General features: G+C 60.8%; 20 protein-coding genes. 12 read left to right on the plus strand and 8 right to left on the minus strand.

The genetic code is table 11. From position 1 onward, the window contains the following. Window positions 1-102: 102 nt before the first annotated feature. From RAD16_RS09750 to RAD16_RS09780, 7 genes are all read left to right on the plus strand, one after another. Window positions 103-1,050, plus strand: coding sequence for an ABC transporter ATP-binding protein (locus RAD16_RS09750; protein WP_458157649.1), 948 nt, complete (start codon window positions 103-105; stop codon window positions 1,048-1,050). Then, entirely contained in the window at window positions 1,047-1,748 is a 702-nt protein-coding gene (locus tag RAD16_RS09755) for an ABC transporter permease (RefSeq protein WP_458157650.1), read from the plus strand. The genes RAD16_RS09750 and RAD16_RS09755 overlap by 4 nt, the downstream gene beginning before the upstream one ends. Window positions 1,749-1,759: 11 nt before the next feature. Beyond that, entirely contained in the window at window positions 1,760-3,361 is a 1,602-nt protein-coding gene (locus RAD16_RS09760; protein WP_458157651.1) for a Gldg family protein, read from the plus strand. Beyond that, window positions 3,358-4,419: a DUF4340 domain-containing protein gene (locus RAD16_RS09765; protein WP_458157652.1), complete on the plus strand. Its 1,062-nt coding sequence runs from the start codon at window positions 3,358-3,360 to the stop codon at window positions 4,417-4,419. The genes RAD16_RS09760 and RAD16_RS09765 overlap by 4 nt, the downstream gene beginning before the upstream one ends. After that, the gene (locus RAD16_RS09770; protein ID WP_458157653.1) at window positions 4,416-5,507 is read left to right on the plus strand and encodes a HupE/UreJ family protein; all 1,092 of its coding nucleotides are present in this window, start codon (window positions 4,416-4,418) and stop codon (window positions 5,505-5,507) included. The genes RAD16_RS09765 and RAD16_RS09770 overlap by 4 nt, the downstream gene beginning before the upstream one ends. A 332-nt stretch (window positions 5,508-5,839) precedes the next feature. Then, window positions 5,840-6,775 (plus strand): hypothetical protein, encoded by a 936-nt coding sequence (locus RAD16_RS09775; RefSeq protein WP_458157654.1) that lies wholly within the window; start codon window positions 5,840-5,842, stop codon window positions 6,773-6,775. 440 nt (window positions 6,776-7,215) lie between these two features. Next, window positions 7,216-7,473 carry a hypothetical protein gene (locus tag RAD16_RS09780; protein ID WP_458157655.1) on the plus strand — a complete coding sequence of 86 codons (258 nt, stop codon included), beginning with the start codon at window positions 7,216-7,218 and terminating at the stop codon, window positions 7,471-7,473. 88 nt (window positions 7,474-7,561) lie between these two features. Here RAD16_RS09780 and RAD16_RS09785 read toward each other — a convergent pair whose 3' ends face one another. After that, entirely contained in the window at window positions 7,562-7,879 is a 318-nt protein-coding gene (locus RAD16_RS09785; RefSeq protein WP_458157656.1) for a hypothetical protein, read from the minus strand. A 113-nt stretch (window positions 7,880-7,992) separates the two neighbouring features. On the opposite strand from RAD16_RS09785, the gene RAD16_RS09790 reads away from it, so the two are divergent. Further along, entirely contained in the window at window positions 7,993-8,235 is a 243-nt protein-coding gene (locus RAD16_RS09790) for a hypothetical protein (RefSeq protein ID WP_458157657.1), read from the plus strand. Window positions 8,236-8,873: 638 nt separating this feature from the next. On the opposite strand, the gene RAD16_RS09795 is transcribed toward RAD16_RS09790, so the two are convergent. After that, window positions 8,874-9,044, minus strand: a complete 171-nt coding sequence (locus tag RAD16_RS09795) for a hypothetical protein (RefSeq protein ID WP_458157658.1) — start codon at window positions 9,042-9,044, stop codon at window positions 8,874-8,876. Window positions 9,045-10,621: 1,577 nt separating this feature from the next. Here RAD16_RS09795 and RAD16_RS09800 point away from each other — a divergent pair. Both RAD16_RS09800 and RAD16_RS09805 read left to right on the plus strand, forming a co-directional pair. Continuing rightward, window positions 10,622-10,831 carry a cold-shock protein gene (locus RAD16_RS09800; RefSeq protein WP_458157659.1) on the plus strand — a complete coding sequence of 70 codons (210 nt, stop codon included), beginning with the start codon at window positions 10,622-10,624 and terminating at the stop codon, window positions 10,829-10,831. A gap of 231 nt (window positions 10,832-11,062) precedes the next feature. Further along, entirely contained in the window at window positions 11,063-11,302 is a 240-nt protein-coding gene (locus tag RAD16_RS09805) for a hypothetical protein (RefSeq protein ID WP_027558111.1), read from the plus strand. A gap of 1,209 nt (window positions 11,303-12,511) precedes the next feature. Here the strand turns inward: RAD16_RS09805 and RAD16_RS09810 are convergent. The 6 genes from RAD16_RS09810 to RAD16_RS09835 form a co-directional block, all read right to left on the minus strand. After that, window positions 12,512-13,477 carry an alpha/beta fold hydrolase gene (locus RAD16_RS09810; RefSeq protein ID WP_458157660.1) on the minus strand — a complete coding sequence of 322 codons (966 nt, stop codon included), beginning with the start codon at window positions 13,475-13,477 and terminating at the stop codon, window positions 12,512-12,514. A gap of 131 nt (window positions 13,478-13,608) precedes the next feature. After that, the gene (locus RAD16_RS09815; RefSeq protein ID WP_458157661.1) at window positions 13,609-14,103 is read right to left on the minus strand and encodes a phasin family protein; all 495 of its coding nucleotides are present in this window, start codon (window positions 14,101-14,103) and stop codon (window positions 13,609-13,611) included. Between the two features lie 650 nt (window positions 14,104-14,753). Beyond that, window positions 14,754-15,200, minus strand: coding sequence for an N-acetyltransferase family protein (locus RAD16_RS09820; RefSeq protein WP_458157662.1), 447 nt, complete (start codon window positions 15,198-15,200; stop codon window positions 14,754-14,756). A gap of 136 nt (window positions 15,201-15,336) precedes the next feature. Continuing rightward, entirely contained in the window at window positions 15,337-15,834 is a 498-nt protein-coding gene (locus tag RAD16_RS09825; protein WP_458157663.1) for an ATP-dependent DNA ligase, read from the minus strand. Next, entirely contained in the window at window positions 15,801-16,100 is a 300-nt protein-coding gene (locus RAD16_RS09830; RefSeq protein ID WP_458157664.1) for a hypothetical protein, read from the minus strand. Before RAD16_RS09830 ends, RAD16_RS09825 begins: the two co-directional genes overlap by 34 nt. A gap of 24 nt (window positions 16,101-16,124) precedes the next feature. Continuing rightward, window positions 16,125-16,475 carry a hypothetical protein gene (locus tag RAD16_RS09835; RefSeq protein WP_458157665.1) on the minus strand — a complete coding sequence of 117 codons (351 nt, stop codon included), beginning with the start codon at window positions 16,473-16,475 and terminating at the stop codon, window positions 16,125-16,127. 250 nt (window positions 16,476-16,725) lie between these two features. Here RAD16_RS09835 and RAD16_RS09840 point away from each other — a divergent pair, with 250 nt between their 5' ends. Together RAD16_RS09840 and RAD16_RS09845 are read left to right on the plus strand one after the other, a co-directional pair. Then, window positions 16,726-16,848, plus strand: a complete 123-nt coding sequence (locus RAD16_RS09840) for a hypothetical protein (RefSeq protein WP_458157666.1) — start codon at window positions 16,726-16,728, stop codon at window positions 16,846-16,848. 252 nt (window positions 16,849-17,100) lie between these two features. Continuing rightward, window positions 17,101-17,334 (plus strand): DUF6894 family protein, encoded by a 234-nt coding sequence (locus RAD16_RS09845; protein ID WP_458157803.1) that lies wholly within the window; start codon window positions 17,101-17,103, stop codon window positions 17,332-17,334. The last annotated feature ends 110 nt before the right edge of the window (window positions 17,335-17,444 follow it).

The following is a 17,444-nucleotide window of genomic DNA, read 5'->3' on the forward strand; positions in this document are numbered from 1 at the left end:
GACTTCGGGCCATCGAACACGCATCATCATCCCGGGCCTTCGCGCCCGGGATTTTGCGCATAGTCTTACGCGGTGGTTGCCACAGGGGTGTGCAAAGTTTCCATGCTGTCGGCTGTCTCTCCGGTCGTCCTCGCCGAGCGCGTAACAAAATGGTACGGGCCGCGGCGCGCCGTTGCCGACGTGTCCTTTGCGATCGCGCCCGGCGAGATCGTCGGCCTGCTCGGGCCGAACGGTTCCGGCAAGAGCACGATCTTCCGCATGCTTACCGGCTATCTGGTGCCGACCTCTGGACGGATCGAGGTCGCGGGCCACGATGTCCTTGAAGATTCGCTCGGCGTGCGCCGCGCGATCAGCTATGTGCCGGAAGATGCGCCGCTCTACGACCATATGCGGGTCGGCGAGTTCCTGCATTTCATGGCCGGCATCAAGGGATTGCACGGGCCGAGGGCGAGGGCGGCGGTCGATGAGGCCGCCGAGCGGCTCGACCTTACCCGTGTCATGAGGCTCACGACCGGAAAACTGTCGCGCGGCTTCCGCCAGCGTGTCTCGATCGCGCAGGCGCTTCTGGGCGATCCAAAAGTTCTCGTGCTGGACGAGCCGACCAGCGGTCTCGATCCGCACCAGGTGATCGCCGTGCGCGACTTGATCCAGTCGCTGGCCGGACGCCACACCGTGCTGATGGCTTCGCACATCCTGCCCGAAATCGAAAAGATGGCGTCCCGCGTGATGATCCTGCTCGACGGCGTGATTCTGACGTCCGATGCGCTGAAGGACGCCGCGCAGGATCTCGCGTTGCGACTGTCGGCAGACGCGACAGAAGATGCTGTGCGCAGTGCGACAAAGACCGTCGCTGGCGTTCGCGAGATTGTCGCCGATCCGGGCAGCGCCGGACGCTTTCAGATCAGGACGGAGCGGCGTCCGTTGCTCGCGGAGGATTTGGTCTCCGCCCTGGTCGCAGCCCAAATCCCGTTGCGCGAGCTGACCGAGCTGCGGCCCGATCTCGAACGGGTGTTCCTCGATCTCACCCGGCGACCGGAGGCGGCCGCATGAGAAGCTTTGCGGTGCTGCTAGGGAAGGAAGCGACGGCGCTGTTCTCCTCGCCGATCGCCTACGTGCTGATAACGGTGTTCCTGCTGATCATGGGCTACAGCTTCACGCTCACCCTGTTTCTCAGCCACCAGCCCAGCATGGTGCACATCTTCTTCCAGATGTTCGTGCTGTTCATGCTGACCGTTCCGCTGATCACGATGCGTCTGTTCGCCGAGGAGCGGAAGATGAAGACGCTGGAGGTTCTGTTGACCGCGCCGGTCTCGGAGGTCGCGATCGTGCTGGCAAAATTCCTGGCCGCGATGAGCCTGATCGTAGTCATGTTGGTGCTGTCTGGGGCCTACGCGGCTGCGCTCGCCTGGTTCGGCGACCCCGATTTCGGACCGATCTACAGCGGCTATTTCGGCTTGCTGCTGTTCGGATCGGCGCTGGTCGGCGCGGGGCTGTTCGCCTCCGCGCTGACGGCCAACCAGGTGATCGCCGCGCTGATCTCCCTCAGCGTGTTTCTGCTGCTCTGGATCATCGACAATTTCGGCTGGCTGCTGCCGAGTCCCGCCGACACGCTGGTGGTGAACCTGTCGCTCTCGGTCCATTTCCGTCCCTTTGCCGTCGGTTCGATTTATCTGTCCGACGTGGGCTTCTTCCTCAGCGTCACTCTGCTGACGCTGCTGTTGACGGTCCGCGCGCTGGCGCGGCGCTGAGGGCGCAGGCGATGCGCGACTCCGCGAGATCCAACATTGGTTTCCTCGCATTGGCGGCCGCCGCGATCGTTTGCGGCGCGCTCGGCTTTGCAGGGTTCGGCGAGACCGCATCGAACAGCCTCTTGTTCGCCGCCTGCGCCCTAGCCTTGCTCGCGCTCTTCATGCTCGCGATCCGGCTTCCCTTGCGCGGCGGTGGCGCGCGCTGGTCGGCCTGGCTTGCTAACGCGTCGGTCGTTATTGCTGCGGTCGCAGCCGTGATCAGCGCCAACGTCGCGCTGTACCGTCACGACGTGCATTTCGACGTCAGCCGGGAAGGGCGCAACACGCCGCCGCAACAGCTCACCGACGTGATCGCGCAACTGCCCGCGCCGCTTGCGCTGACCTATTTCTACAATCCGAGTGACGCCAACGCGATCACGGTCCGTGACCTCGTTCAGACGGCCGCGCGCAACCACCCGCTGCTCGCCTTCCGCGCCATCGACCTCGACAAGGAGCCCGGCCTTGCCCGCGATCTCGGTGTGCGCGCCTATAATACGGCGGTGTTGCAAGCCGACGACCGCAAGGTTCTGGTCGAAAACGTCATCGATCCCGCCCGCATCGGCTATGCGGCGCTCCGCGTGCTGCGCAAGCGCGTGGAGACCGTCTGCTTCGTCACCGGCCACGGCGAGACGTTCCGTCCGCTGCCCTCGCACTTTCACTTCAGCCATGTCGAGACCCTGAAGGGCCACGAGACGCCCGGCGCCGGCGATGTGCTGGAGACGGCGCCCGAGGCGCTCGATCGGCTGCTGCTGGCGCTGAACCAGATCGGCTTCGAGATGCGCGAGCTGGTCACGGCGACCGCGTCCGCCATTCCGTCCGACTGCTCGGTCGTCGCCGATATCGGTCCACGCACGGCTTTTGACGCTCGCGAGGCAGCGCTGCTCGGCGATTATGTGAGGGGTGGCGGCCGGTTATTGTTGCTGATCGATCCGCTCTCGCAGGTCGACGGCGATTTTGAGCGGTTGCTACTCAAGCCCGTGGGCCTATCGAGCGAGGCTGCCATCGTCATCGATCCGCTCAATCATTTCCGCACCGATGCGGACAAGGTCGCCGTGCCCTATTATCCGCCGCATCCGATCACGAAGCTTCTGGCGCTGACCGTGTTTCCGCAAGCGCGGCCGCTCGCGGTGGCGCAGCCGCCGTCCGGGGTCAGTCTCATCGTGCTGGCCGCTAGCAGCCAGGATAGTTATCTGCGCTCGCCGAGTGCAGCGCCGGCCGCAACCGATGGCGAAGCGCCGAGCGCACGGCGGAGCGCGCAGCCGCTCGCGGTTGCGCTCGAAGGCAGCTGGCCGGGCGCGGCACCGGACAAGCGCTTCCGCCTGGTCGTGGCCGGCACCAGCAAGGTCGCGAGCAACGAATATTTTCCTTACGTCTCCAATGGCGAACTGTCGCTCGCCATGCTGCGCTGGCTCGCCGAGGACGACACGACGCCGAGCGTCGCACCGCAGACGTTCAAGCTGCCGGAGATCGTGTTAACCAGCAGCCAGATGCGCGACACCTTCATCGTGCTCGAGGTGCTGCTGCCGCTGAGCACGGCACTGTTCGGTGTTGCAATGTGGTGGAGGCGACGGTGACGGACGGAGCGGCCGCGCGCGTAACGGCCCGATGGCTGACGCCGCTGCTGGCTGCATGCCTCGCTGGACTGCTGGCCGTCCTGATCATCAGCGGACAATGGCCGGAGCTGCGCAGCAAGGTCACTTTTGCGCCGAAGGGTCTTGTGACCATCGCATCCGCGGATACGCGACGGGTGGAAATCCGTTCCGACAGCGACAGTGTCGTCCTGGTTCGCAAGGGCGGCGAGTGGACGATCGAGGGGCTGGACGGCGCCGTGCCGGCCGAGCTCAAATCGCATCTCGAAACCGCGCTACGGCTCGTCACCGTCAGCGAGCCTGCACGCGAAATTCCGGCAAGCGAGCTCACCGCGGCGAGCTTTGCCGCATTTGGTCTCGATCCGCCCGCAACCGTTGCCGTGATCGAGACGGCCGGTGGCTCGGCGACATCGATGAACGTGGGCACGCTCAACCCGGCGAGCACGTCTCACTATGTCCGGATCGCCGGGCGTCCCACGGTCTATCTGATGCCGCGCCATGTCGGCGATGAGTGGCATGTCACGCTCGATATGGCGCGCCGTCTGCGCGGGCCGGCCGGGCCGGACGCGGCAAGCCGCGGCAGGAGCCTGTTGCTGCCGGTGTCGATGGCGCAGGTGTGGGCGCTCGAGATCCTGTTCGCCGGCAAGCTCACCCGCTTCGAACGCGACGCTGACGGCAACTGGTTCCGTCATCTCGGCCAGCACAACCATGCGGCCGGCAACGTTGTGCATGTTGCCGATCCCAAGCAGGCCCGCATGATCGACGCAGCGCTGCGCGCATTCGATGCGAGCGCGATCGAGACGCATGTTAGAACCGCCGATCCGTCGCAACTGGCCCGCTACGGGCTCAACCTGCCGAGCCTGATCGTGCTGGTCTTTGCGCGCGACGCGTCTACGCCGTTGGCAAGGCTCGAATTCGGCGCGTCCGCCGACAGCCTCGACCGCTATGCGCGCCTCGTGCCCGATGGCGCGGTGGTCACCGTGGCTGAGTTCGAGATGCGCCGCTTGACGGAGCTGCTGCGCGCGGTTGGAGCGGGATCATGAGCCTGCTCCGCCTCCTGCTGCTCGGCGTGATCCTGCTCGGCCTTGGCGCGTCGGTGCGCGCGCATCAGGTCAATCTCTCGACGGCTCGTGTGGCGCTGGCTGCAGACCGCACGGTGGCCGTCGAGGTCGCACTCAAGGGCAGTGATGTCGACCGCCTCGTCGGCACGAAGATTTATGACGCGACGGCAGATGCGGTCGATCCGGCCGCGGTCGATGCGGCTGCGGCGTTGATCCTGGCCTATTTCAAGATGCATCTAGCCGTCGCTAGCGCCGATGGCAGTGGCTGCGCCGCAGGAACGGCCGTGATCATCGCCGACGGTGACGGCGTGATCTACCGCAACAGTTTTGCCTGCACCGCCGTCAGGGGCGACATCATCTACCGCTCCACTGTGCTGACCGAGAAGGATCCGACCGCGCGGCAGGTGGTGCTGGTCGCGCAGCACAAGTCCGAGGCGCAGGCGCTGCTCGATGCCGGCAACATCGCCGTCACGCTCTCGGCGTCGGCGCCGCCGCTGTGGTCGACGATGCAGCGCTATCTCCTCACCGGCATCGAGCACATCTTTCTCGGCTATGACCACATCGCCTTCCTGATCGCGGTCGTGCTGTGGGCACGCCGGCTCATTCCCGTCATCAAGATCGTCACCGCCTTCACCGTCGCCCATTCGATCACCCTGTCGCTGTCGGCGCTAAACGTCGTCGTCATTCCGAGCCGCATCGTCGAGCCGGCGATCGCCGCCTCGATCGTGTTCGTGGCCGTCGAGAATTTCTTTTCGCGCGACATCGACAGGCGCTGGCGCGTGACCTTCCTGTTCGGACTGATCCATGGCTTCGGTTTCGCCGGCGCGCTAAGGGAGGTCGGCCTGCCGACAGACGCGATCGTGCCGGCGCTCGCGGCCTTCAATGTCGGCGTCGAGATCGGGCAGGTCGCGATCGTCGCGATCGTGCTGCCGGTGCTCAGCCTGTTCGACCGGCTGATCGCAGCCGATCCGGCCAAGCCGGTCAGGGCGGCAAGACTGGTCTATGCCGTATCCGCGGCGATCACCCTGCTCGGCGGCTACTGGCTTTTCATGCGTGTGTACGAGGCCTGAAGCGTCCGGATTCATCATCCCGAGTATTCTGGCGGTCCCCGGCGGCAGCATGGGGCATACGCGCCCAACGGATTCGAGCTCGCGTGCGAGGCGAGCGTCCAAATCTCGCCCCATAACAAGAGTCCGAACGTTCCGCGCTACTCTAATGACCATTTAGGGGCTGCAATGGAGAGAGTGTCTCGCGCAGTCGCTTGGTCGGTCTTGATCTCCTGTACAAATACGGGGAACTCCCGCTTTCGGGTATCGAATTCACGTTCCATTTCCGGGAACCGGCTAAATTTCATCAGTCAACCAAATACTTACACGTATTCTTAGCTACTTCAGGATGTGCCATGACGACCTTCTCGCTGCGACTGAGCCACAAGATCTTGCTCATCGGAATGGTAGGCATCCTCGGCCTCGCCGTGTTCGGCGGCATCTACCTGAGCGGAAGCGCTTCGCAGGAAGCGTCGCGAACCATCGCCGAAGACGCTCACAGGGTGTCGGTGCTGAACGACAAGCTTGGACGCGATCTGTTGGATGCCCGCAGGGCCGAAAAGGACTTCCTGTTAAGGCGCGACGAGGGGTCGGCCAAGCGTCACGCCTCGCTCACCGCGGACATCAACAGCGATATCGATCGGCTCGGCGCGTCCGTCAAGACCGCCGGCTTTGTTTCCCTCTCCGACAAGGTCGCCGCCCTTGCACAGGGCTTCGGTGATTATCGCAAGCAGTTCTCCGCGCTGGAGCAGAATGAAACCAAGCTTGGGCTTAACGAAAAGCTGGGCCTAAGCGGCGCGCTGCGGGACTCGGTGCACGACATCGAGGCGAAGCTGACCCAGGTCGACAATTCGAAACTTGCCGCCGGCATGCTGATGATGCGCCGGCACGAGAAGGATTTCATGCTCCGTCGTGACCGCGCCTATCTCGACCAGTTCGAGAAGAGCGCGAACGAATTTGCGAAGGCGATGCGGACCTCCGACCTAGCGGTTATGAAGGCCGAGATCGAGGGCAAGCTACAGAAATATCGCGCCGACTTCATCGCGTGGGTCGACGGCGCCCAGCAGTCTGCCAGGCGCACTCGCCGTGATCCGCTATGCCAAGATCCATGGCACGGGGCATCGGCCCTGGCTCACCGCATTGCTGGCGCGGCGAGCTACCAAGGTCGCCGCCATCGCGCTCGCCAACAAACTTGCCAGGATGGCATGGGCGATGATGGCCTGGAACGAACGCTACAAGGAACCCGCCGCTCTCACGGCGTAAACGAGATCACGCCGGACATGCCGGTGTGACGTAACGGTTGGAAGGGCGAACAGCACTTAATGCAGCGCCGGTCGATCCGGCGATCAGGACAACCCACATGGGCCATGGCATCTTCGAATGCGTGCTTTTGATCGGGACCTGATCCGCGGAGGGCATTATGGCCAGCGGTCACGTGAACCGCGCAAACAGGCCGAACACATGGCCGCTCCGACCAACGCCGCAAAGTGAAAATTCTCCTTGCCAACCAGGAGCCGTCCACACATGGCCCTTGGCCGAAGCACGATGATTCCATTGTGATGTCGGGTATCGTCGGTAGAGCGGACCCGGGGCCGCCCTAGCTTCGACCGCTGCGTGCGACCCATAGCGGACACAGTTGCGTCGCGCCAAGGCGGACATCTTTGCCGCGAGATTGATTCGGAACTGAAGCGGGACCAGCCTGTTGGTTCGATCAGCCAAGCGGAGTCTCGCAATGCGGATCATTCTGATAACGGCGGTTGGCTGGGCGTTGTCTTGCGGATTTGCGGCGGCACAGACCGACCCCAAGGACATTGCAACTGGACGCTCGGCACCAGAAGAAAAAGGTCACTTGCAGCCACAAGGTTGGACCGGACCGCTGGATACGAAATCGAGCGGCGCGCCGCCGGAAAGCCCGCAGGGTCAAAGCCCACCGGGAATGCAGGCGGCGCCGGACGGATCAACCAAAGTGGCGACCGAGCCACGTAAGTAAGTCTCACTTGGTTCTCGTCGGGAAGTCGCTCACTAACCTCCAATCAAAAGAGGCCGCCTCAGTTGCCGGCCTCATCACGAACGGCTTCTTATTTCGGTGTGCCGGTCTGGCTACCCGAACCGGTGGTCTGCTCACTTCCCGGTTGGCCCGGGGGATGCGCAGAAGCGGCCGGCTTCTCTTGATCGGTCACGTATCCGGACGCCCCGGAGTTGCGTGTCTTGACCCCTTTGTCTGCATCACGCTGCATCTGCTCGTTGGGCTCGCTAGACTTGAGCCGCGTATCTACATCACCGTGCATCTCCTCCTTGGTTTGCCCACTGGGCGCGGCCTTTTGCTCCTGTGCCGTTGCAGGGAAGGTCATCGCGCTTCCGGCAACTACAATCACCGCGAGAATTGCTGTTCGCATGCTTCTCCTCCATGGCGTTGCCCCAGTCCCGCTAAACGCGCGAACTTCCGAACCTTTCCTAGTTCCGATATTTTTATAGGTGCGCTTTGCGCGATCGAAGTGGACAGTCAGCGATGGCGGAGTCGTTCGGCAATTCGTTCACTCTCGTTGAGGTGACCTCAGACGAGGCGCCGCCGACGAAGGAGATGTGGCTCGCCTTAGCCAAGCCCAGGCAGGCGTTGACGCTGGTCCTGGCCGCCGTTCCCGAGGGCTGGACGGCGGAAGTTTTCCCTGCGGTCCTTACGGATAAACAGCAAAGGATGTTCGAGGAATTAAACCTCGGTCCGGGCGACGTTCATAGGATCGATTCAAAGTAAGGCCGCCTCAGTTGGCGGCCTCTTCGGCCCGCTGGCGGGCCTCCTTTTGAAAATTCGCTAGTTGGCGGTACTGCCGCTCTCGGCCTTGGACGAGTGTTTTACTGCCGGTTTGGCCCCACGTGGCCGGCTTCTTCGACGCTTCGTCGCCGCGGGCAGTTCCCCACGGGTCGACTGCCTTCTGGTCGGGAACATTGCCGAGGGAGCGTTGATAGGCGCGCTCAGCCCGAATGTCGTCCGCCTTCTGCGCCTCTGTCTTGTCCTTGGCCTGTTCGCCTTACATTGGAACATGGTCGTCCTGCGCCAATGCGGTCTGTGCGATTAGGGCAAACATGACCGCGACAGCGATTTTGCGCATCGAGAAACTCCCCGGTTCTGCGACGACATAGCATCGCGCCGATTGCGGCATCAGTGCAGCGGAGTACTAACTTGGGGCCGGCAGCCAAAATCGGATCATCCAAAGGCCGCCCCCAGCCTTTGGTCATGTCGTGCTTCGATACCTCCTGATCGCCAGCCGCAAGTCGCCCCGCTCGAAGTCAGGTCGAACGTCGGCGCCGCGATAGCCGGTGCGTAGGCGAGGCAGCAACGGGCTCATGATTCACCGCCGCGGAGCCTGAGCCGGTATACATGAGGCCCGCGGTTCACGCTGGCGCGCCACTTTCATCCAGGTGGATCGCCACCACGGTCCGTTCGGCTAGGTTGTTGTGCGCGATCTTTGTCCGCGGGCTGTTCTTGCCCACGATCGTCGCGCACAATTCCGTGCTGCGCCGCTGGCCGACGCTCAGGCTTCGGCATGCCCACTTGTCCACCATGTTTGCCGCCCATGTCCTGACGGCCTTCCAGATCGTTTTCTTTGGGCACCTGGTGCTCCGATGGCTTGTGACGACTTACTTCCCTCCGCACCGACGGGGCCGGAGAGACGGCCCCGGCTCGCAGGGCTACGGGGGGTATGGGCCGGGGCCGCTCCGCCAGCTCGGCGGCGAGCTGGCGAAGTCCAACCCAGAACCGGAAGGGGAGGTTCCTACGTGCCAAGCAGCTCCTCGCCTGAACGCGTCGTTCACAGAGGCCGTGTCAGGTGATCGAGAAATGCGAAAAGCCCGTAGAGTGTGAGAGCTGTTATGGCCGCGAAGGCCACGACCATCGCCGCCCATTCAAGCTTGGAGAATAGATTGAAGTCGAACATGGGAGCTCCGTGCCGAGCTTGTAATAGCCGCGACGCGGAATGGTTCTAATCGAGGCACCTTAATTCAACTTTCGGCGCAGCTTCCGGATGATCTCGCGGAGGTCGTTGGCGTGCTCCTCGATGACGCCAGCGCCTCGCCCACTCGGGACGGCTTGGCTTCCTTACCCTTAGTCTGCTTGCCGGGGTCGGTCATAGCTCGACGATCGGGCGCGGCGACGTGCGCCGCTTGAGATGGGTCAAGGGAGTGAGCCACTTGAGGCGGCCTCACTCGTCGATCTCGCGGAGCCTGCGCTCTAGCTGTTCCATCTCAGCGCGTAGGCGTTCGGCTTGTTCCGTATCCCATCCAAGTCGCCGCAACTTGTGGCGGCAATCCAGAATCTTCTTTGCGAGTTCTACGCGCTCGTTCATGGTGGGGCACAGCAGGCTCCCGACGGTCTCATGTATAGGACCATCGAAGCCAGTTTCGTTCGAACTAGGCCACTGCGACTTTCAAACTAGGCCAGGTCGGAAGCAGGCCAGCCCTGGCGTTTTAGGTTCTTGACTGGGCCGGTAGCTTCAGCGCCGCAAAGCCATGCCGGCACGCAACCTCCAAATAAGCATAAAGCAACGTATGGTTGAACCAAGCAAGGGCGATATCTGACTTACAGAAGGAGCAACTTTGTTTAGGCAGGGCTGTTCCGGGCGGGACGGGAGGCGAGATGATTGACGGCGCACTACCCTCGAACAGATTTCTCGTTCGAATGGGCGGCACTGGTTGGATGGTTTACGATCGTTGTCGCCGGGGGCCGGCGCTGATCGGAACTGACTTGGCGGCCAATCTGACGAGGGAGCAGGCCGAGCGGGCATACCGCATTCTCTCCGGTTCGGCAGGAGAACCTCAGGGCTCGCTATAGGACGCCGCTTCGATGGGGGCGGGGCTTCGTTTCGTGGTTCTTTACTTGCTGAGCAGGTCCTGACGCTAGTCGCCGGGTCGACGTGATCTTACCGACGATCGGTGCACTACCCCGCTGACGCGCCGCTGGCTTTATTCTTGAAGTGTGTCAACTGCTAGTGTATTGTCTCACGTATCGATCCTGGCCGAACAACTGTTCCGCTTTCGCCTCAGATCCTGACGGCGCGCACGTTTCAGACATTCTCCATAATCGACTAACCGGACGGCTGGCCGCAACTCCGCGCGCCAGGTCCTGCGCGTATAAGGAAAACCTGATGAACACCGGTACAGTGAAGTGGTTCAATACCCAAAAGGGCTTCGGCTTCATCCAGCCATCAAACGGCACTAACGACGTCTTTGTTCACATCAGCGCGGTCGAACGCGCTGGTATGGGTACTCTGAGCGAAGGTCAGACGCTGTCTTATGACGTCGTCGCAGACCGTCGCACGGGCAAGTCCGCTGCCGAAAATCTTCGTGCTGCTTAGTTAAGAGCACGACAGACCTCTCGCTCTGGCCACGGATGTACTGGCAGAGCTTATGGTCCTGCCCCGCTCCCGATAGTTATCGGGGCGGGGTTTTTCATTCAAGCCGGTAAAAAGCAAAAGCGGGCGCCACTGCGGCTTCCTTGACTGTAGCGCATGTGCCCGGTGGACTACGTCAGCGTGTTCACCAGCCGCATCGGGAACGTGATTCCTCAGTGCCAAGCAGGAGATCCAATGAGCATAGTAAAACGTCATCTGGCCGAGCAAGAAGAACGCATGGTCCTGATTGAGGAGATTTGTATCGATACAGGAGCGCTTGTCTTGGATACTGCGACAGACGAAGTCTACTTCTCAGCGGACGAAGCAGCTTACAAGAACGCATACGTCACAGTGTTCCAAGCGTGGGCAAAGGGCACGATTAAGGGCACCGCGGAACAGATATTCGAGGCTACAAAATCCATTCTCGAAGACTAGCAAGACCGCCGATAGAGCCGTAAACGTCGAGAAAGCAAATATGCCATACGCCTATAAGCTAAATGAAGAGGTTCGGCACCACGCTCAAGGTCCCCAAGGACGCGCCGCAACTGAACTGCCAAGGATCTACACGATCGTACAGTGCATGCCGATCGAGTCCGATGGACGCGTAAGATATCGCATCAAGTGCACGTCCGAGAACATTGAACGCGTCGTTACGGAAGATCAGCTTTCTTATCTTCACTGATCTCCGCGAGAATGGCGCTTTGGTTGGGGGGTGGAAGAGTACAAGTGAGTCCAGACCTTCAGCCACGCCAAAAGCACCGGACGCACACCTGAAGGAGGTCATCGAGTCACTTCGCGTAACCCTGTGATCGGAGCCAAGCGATCCGGCGCTCCCCATTCATCCATTCGTCAATTTCGGCTTTGCTTGTGAAGCCAGTAATCTCTCGCGCTTCTGCGCCCGGGTACTCGGCGATGATAGCCCACTCGCCCTCGGACTTACGAACTGGTTTGAAGCTCACTTTTATTTTTGCCATGCCGAACTATGTAGGAAGGCGGCCGAAAAGGGAACCCCGTTTGAGCCATGTTCGGCCTGGAGTAAATAGCAGACGCCGCCCCGCCCACCGAGGATGCCTTACTGTGGATCCTGTAAACGCCGCCCGGACTGAGATTTAGTTCCTCGAAAACACTTTGCTGCTTTTCCGTAAGGACCGCAGGGAAAACTTCCGCCGTCCAGCCCTCGGGAACGGCGGCCAGGACCAGCGTCAACGCCTGCCTGGGCTTGGCTAAGGCGAGCCACATCTCCTTCGTCGGCGGCGCGTCGTCTGAGGTCACCTCAACGAGAGTGAACGAATGCCGAAGGACTCTGCCATCGCTGGCTAATGCGGCAGCGTTGCCGCTAGTTGGTGGTTGGGGGCAGTCGGGCCCAGCTATCAACCGATATGTCGGTACCCAAGCGGTGTTCCACGATTCCATGGTCGCGCCGCAAACCGAGCAGTCGAAGCTGGCGATCTCCCGCGAAGGGGCCATCGCCTCGGTGCGGTTGTAGACTGCTCCGCATTGGCAGGTTCGGTGATGAGATTCTGGCATGCATCTTTATGCGCCAGAAAAACAAAACAGGCCACCGAGCAATTCAAACTAGGCCACTGGGGTCGGAAAAGGCCAGCGCCGTCCGTTGAATGGGAACAACGGCGACCCAGCGAACGGTCAAAGGCCCGCGGTCCTCACCGGTGCGGTGGGTGCCAGCGCCGCCACGGCCTCCGCTATTCCCGCCGCATCTGCATAGGTAACCATGTGACCGGCATCCTCGACCAGATGAAGCAGGGAGCGGGGCAACACCGCGTGGAGGCGGCGCGACTGGTCGGCCTCGATGAGCCGGTCAGCCTTTCCATGCACGATCCTAACTGGACACCGGATACCCCGATATTGAAGCCGCAACTGCGCAGCAGCTGGAATAAGGAACGCACTCTCCTCGGCGGCTGCCCTCAATTGCTTGGGTCGGAGAGCCAACGAGATCGGAAATTCATTCTTGAATTCCGGCGGGATGGCGCGCGGCGCGAATAAGGTGCGCATCAGCTTCGGCATAATGGCGCACGATATGATCGGCGAGATAGTGTAGCGCATCAGATCGCCGAGCAGCGGCAGTGCCGGAGCTGACATGAGCCAAAAGTCCGTCCGAGCGGTTGGAAAATAGTAACCGGACACAAGCACCAGCCCACTCACGGCATAGCCGCTTCGCAGCGCCAGCGCGATCGCAACCAGCGTTCCCCAGGAGTGGCCAAGCACCACGGGGTTGCGCACCCCAAGCTGATCAAGAGCCTTCGCGAACAAGGCGGCTTGCGTTGTGGCCGTCCAGATGCGTGTGCGCGGACGTTGGCTGTAGCCAAACCCTGGACGGTCGAAGCAAATGACGCGATAGTTCTGGGCCAGGCGGTCGACCAAACCGCTCAGGACGAGATCCTGAACCATGGTGCCATTTCCGTGAAACAGGACCACGCAAGGCGCGGCGGCATCGCCCCGTTCGATATGGTGAAGGCGCACACCGTCGCAATCGGTAAAGACGCCGATCGGGGGATTCTTTCGCTCCGCTGCCACCTGAAACGCGATGTTGGCGAGGATCAGAACGACAAGTCCGGCCAAAACGATCAGCAGCACGGTTTCAGTTGTGGGCATGGTGTCAACCTATTCGCCGATGGCAGGCACTGATTCCACTCCCTCGTTGTGAGCCGCGCTTCCCAGCCGACAGCAACCAACCGTGATCGGCGCGTGCGTGATCCGAGTTTGCGTCCATCCTTTGCCGCCAGTTATGATCCCGGCAGAGCCGTGACCTCGCGGGGCGGATTGATGCGCCAGAACGGATATGCCGCCAGTTCTTTCGAATGCTGCCCGAACATATCGAACCGCCTGTTTGTAAACTCCGTAATGACGCCGAAAAATTCAGTTGGTGACCTGATCGACGCAAGTCTGAGGCTGAATTCAAAAGCTAATTGCGCGTTGGCCCCGGCAATCTCAAGAAGCTTCGCTTGATACGCCTGCATGTTTGCCATCGCTAAAGCAAAGCCTTTCATTGGATCGCTACCCGTCATTCTCTGACTGAGGTCATCGGGTAAGGCATCCACCCGAGGCTCTTTAGGATCATCATGAAGCCCAAGAGGCGGCTCAATCGGGACTGCCGCAACAGAGCGAAGTAAATCCTCTTTCTGGCTTCGAACAATGGCCTGCTTGTTCCGTTGGGCCCGCGCGGCCAATTTCGGATGGCGGGCGCGCTTCAGCGCTGTCGCCGGTTTGCGTTTGCTCATCTGACGCTCCAAGAAAAATGGGGGTGCGACTTCATTTCTGAAGGTCAACAGGCATTGTGATGTGGCGTTCCAAACCCGTGGATTGTTGCGGTTTCGCATAAACCGAGACCAATCGCGCGTTCTGCAATGTCGAGATGATTTTAGGTAGCAAATCCAAAGCCAACAAACGTCTAGTTAGCGATCTTCCAGACTTATGTTCAACGGCGTCAGTTTGAGAACAATCAGCCTCCGCGCGTTGAGTCTCTCCAAAGGCCGCGGCTATGGCCGAGACCAATTACAAGCTCAGAGTCATCGTTTTCATTTCGATCGAACTCGTGTGCGAGGGATAACGATAACAAGCTTCACGGACTCCATTTCAACGAAGGACAGACCGACTGGCTCTCGGCACTCTGTTTCGGTCCAGCCGCCGTATCAGCGGTAAGTTTGATCTAGGTCAATCTAAAATTGCTTTGACAGGTACGGGTTGAGGGCGGCAATTAGGGCAGCTATCTTGTCACAGTTCGGCTCTCCAAACTGGCCGCATCAAACTCCGCAATCTCCACCGAGTTCGCAACATCCGCCAGCCTTAACGTGGCGAGGACCGCACTGCTCTCGTATGGACAATCGCATGCAGACATAAGGAAACGTTCCCACTCTCGAAATCGGAAATGTCAGCGGTCATCAGTCATCAATCGATCGCCAAGAGACTCGAGCAGAAGGTAATCCTGATCATTAGCATGGCCTTCGCCAACTTGTAGGAAATGGTTTGCACGATAAAAAGCGAGTGCCTTCTCGTTGGTGGACACGCACTTGAGCCGGTAGCGATTAATCTTCCAACCCGGCAACGCAAAAAGAAGAGCGCGACCAATCCCCCGACGCGAGAAGCGGGGATCAACATGCAGGTGGTGGATAAAGTAGTCGGGCTCCCAGACAGAAATAAATCCCACGGGCAGCTCGCGATTGAGCGCAACCATCTGAAATTCGCCTTCGGTTTGGCTGTCGAAATCGCCAAGACCAAACGAATAAGACGGCTCCCAATGGAATGCTGCTTGTCGCGACCTTAAAAAGATATCCCGGAGGGTAGGCAGATCGCTGGGTTCGGCAGGTCGGATAATCATGGTTTGGTATCTCATAGAACGCATGGGCCGTGCTAGTGAAACCTCCTTTCCGATGCCGTCGAACTAATCAACCACCTTCACGGCTAAAAGGAATCCATCACTCGCTGAAACGCTGGATGCTGCCGGTTCTTGACCTTCACCCAGTCGCACGTCCGCGGGCGATAGCGGCGCTCCCGGTGTTTCGAGACCATGTCCTCGAGGCCCATGCGGCAGGCGGCCTCGAACAAGCCGGGCCCGATCTCGCGCGTTCGAACGGTGCCACGAAGATACCTTCCGGTCGGCGCGCCAGCAGCTTACCGAGCCGCGCTTTGCGATCGAACAGGGGCGACTCGCGCAGATCATCACCCTCGATAGCAACCAGGTCGAAGGCGTAGAGCTGGGGCTCGTCGTTGTGCTTGTTGGAGTGCAGGGCGTCGAAGTCTGAGATGCCCTGCAAATCGAGAACGCAGATCTGGCCATCGATGATGAAGCGTTGCTGTTTCATCTTGAGAGCGGTCTCAGCGATCCATGGGAAGCGCCACGTCCAGTCGAGCCCGCTCTTGGACAGGATCTTCACGTCGCGGCCAGCGCGGACGACGCGCCCTCGGTAGCCGTCATATTTTACTTCGTGGATCCAGTCGGGGCCGGCCGGCACGACTTTGCGCGCCTCCGGGCGGCAGTATTCGAAAGGTGGGGGCATGCGACCGATCTATGTCGCGGCGTCGGCCGGCCGATTTCCTCGGCCTTTTCGTCGAACCACAGGCGCTCCTCGTCGGAGAGCTTTTCGTAAAGGGCGTAGGCTTCAGCCATGAGGCTGTCGAATTGCGGCGTGCCGCAATGTGCTTCCGCATCGACCAGCTTGGTCAGGAACTTTTGCATCCGGTCTGAAGCTTGATCTGTGTCGATGTCGAGGAAGATCATATCGCTATTTTAATCCCGTCTCGCCTAGACCAGCCGCAACGCCAGCTGCCGGTGATGGCCCTCATGCCGCTCGACGAAGTCCTGCAGGCTTGAAGGCACGTCGGCAAACTGCAGGTCGAACCGTCGGCGGATCTCGCGAGCGACGTCTTCGGGCACGTCCTCAGACCAACGCTCGGCGATGTTGAAGGCGACGATCCGGACCGGGTCCTTGTACTCCCCGGACATCAAGTCGGTGATGACCGTCTCGAGGTCGGTTGTCTCCGCTTCGGCCTCGCGCCAAACGGCGCCGTTGCGGCCGAGATCGTCCTTCACGAGGTAGACCGTCTGATCGTCTCCGCGGGGCACGATCGAAGGTGTCCAGCTGCGGCCGGGCATACTCAAAACGCCACGCTTACTGACGGCTTGAAGATAGTCGCGGAGGTGCGGAATTGTGAATCGGAGCGCCCGAACGTTTGTCGGCCATTCTGCGTTTCAATCCCGCTTCTGGCCGGCTCCCAGTATTTGGCCGAAGTCGAGTAACAACACGGCTCCAGCCTAGCCGAGGGCTGGAGCCGTTCGCTCGCGGTTTTTAGGAACAAATGTCCACTTTGGCACTTAGGAACTTCGTCACGGTGCGAGGCCCCTTATGCTGGAAATGCTGCTGATCATGACCGGGGTGGGGACGGCGGCGATCGCACTCATCATTGCCGCAATGGAGTGGCGAGCGCTGGTCGGCTATCGGCGCGGCTCAAGGGCTAGGTTGCCGTAGAAGTCGCGCTGCTTCTGAACGGTGCGGATTTCGGATCTGGGACATGCGAGGATTTCGCGCTTACCTCATGGGCGAAGATGGACACATAGCTTTCAGGGTGGACATCGAGGCTGAGGACGAGGCGGCTGCACGGGAACGGGCCAAGCTGCTTGTAGATGGACACGCCGTAGAGCTTTGGGAAGAAGCGACCAAGCTCGCAAGGTTTGAGCCCCTCAAAAGGAACTAGTTTCGCCAATCGTGCATTTTTCAGGCATGCCGAGATACTTCTTCCACGTCACTCACGAGCGCTACGAACCTGACGACCGAGGTCGAGAGTTTCCCGACAAACACGCCGCTTGGCATGAGGCCACGGTTACAGCTGGGCAAATTCTTCAAGGCCTTGACGGAAAGCTGACGCCCCACCGGGCATGGCGCATGGAAGTCGCGGACGAGTTTCAGAACACACTGTACGTACTGCACATCCATGCAGAACGACCAAAGCAATAAGAAACGCGTTGCTTGATCCTATCGCAAGGAGAGCGCGGCGCCCGCGACGGGGCTCGTCTGCGCATGAACTCGTTTCAATAAGATGCCATAAGACACAGCCGTAGGAACGA

Source organism: Bradyrhizobium sp. 18BD, from assembly GCF_054185225.1.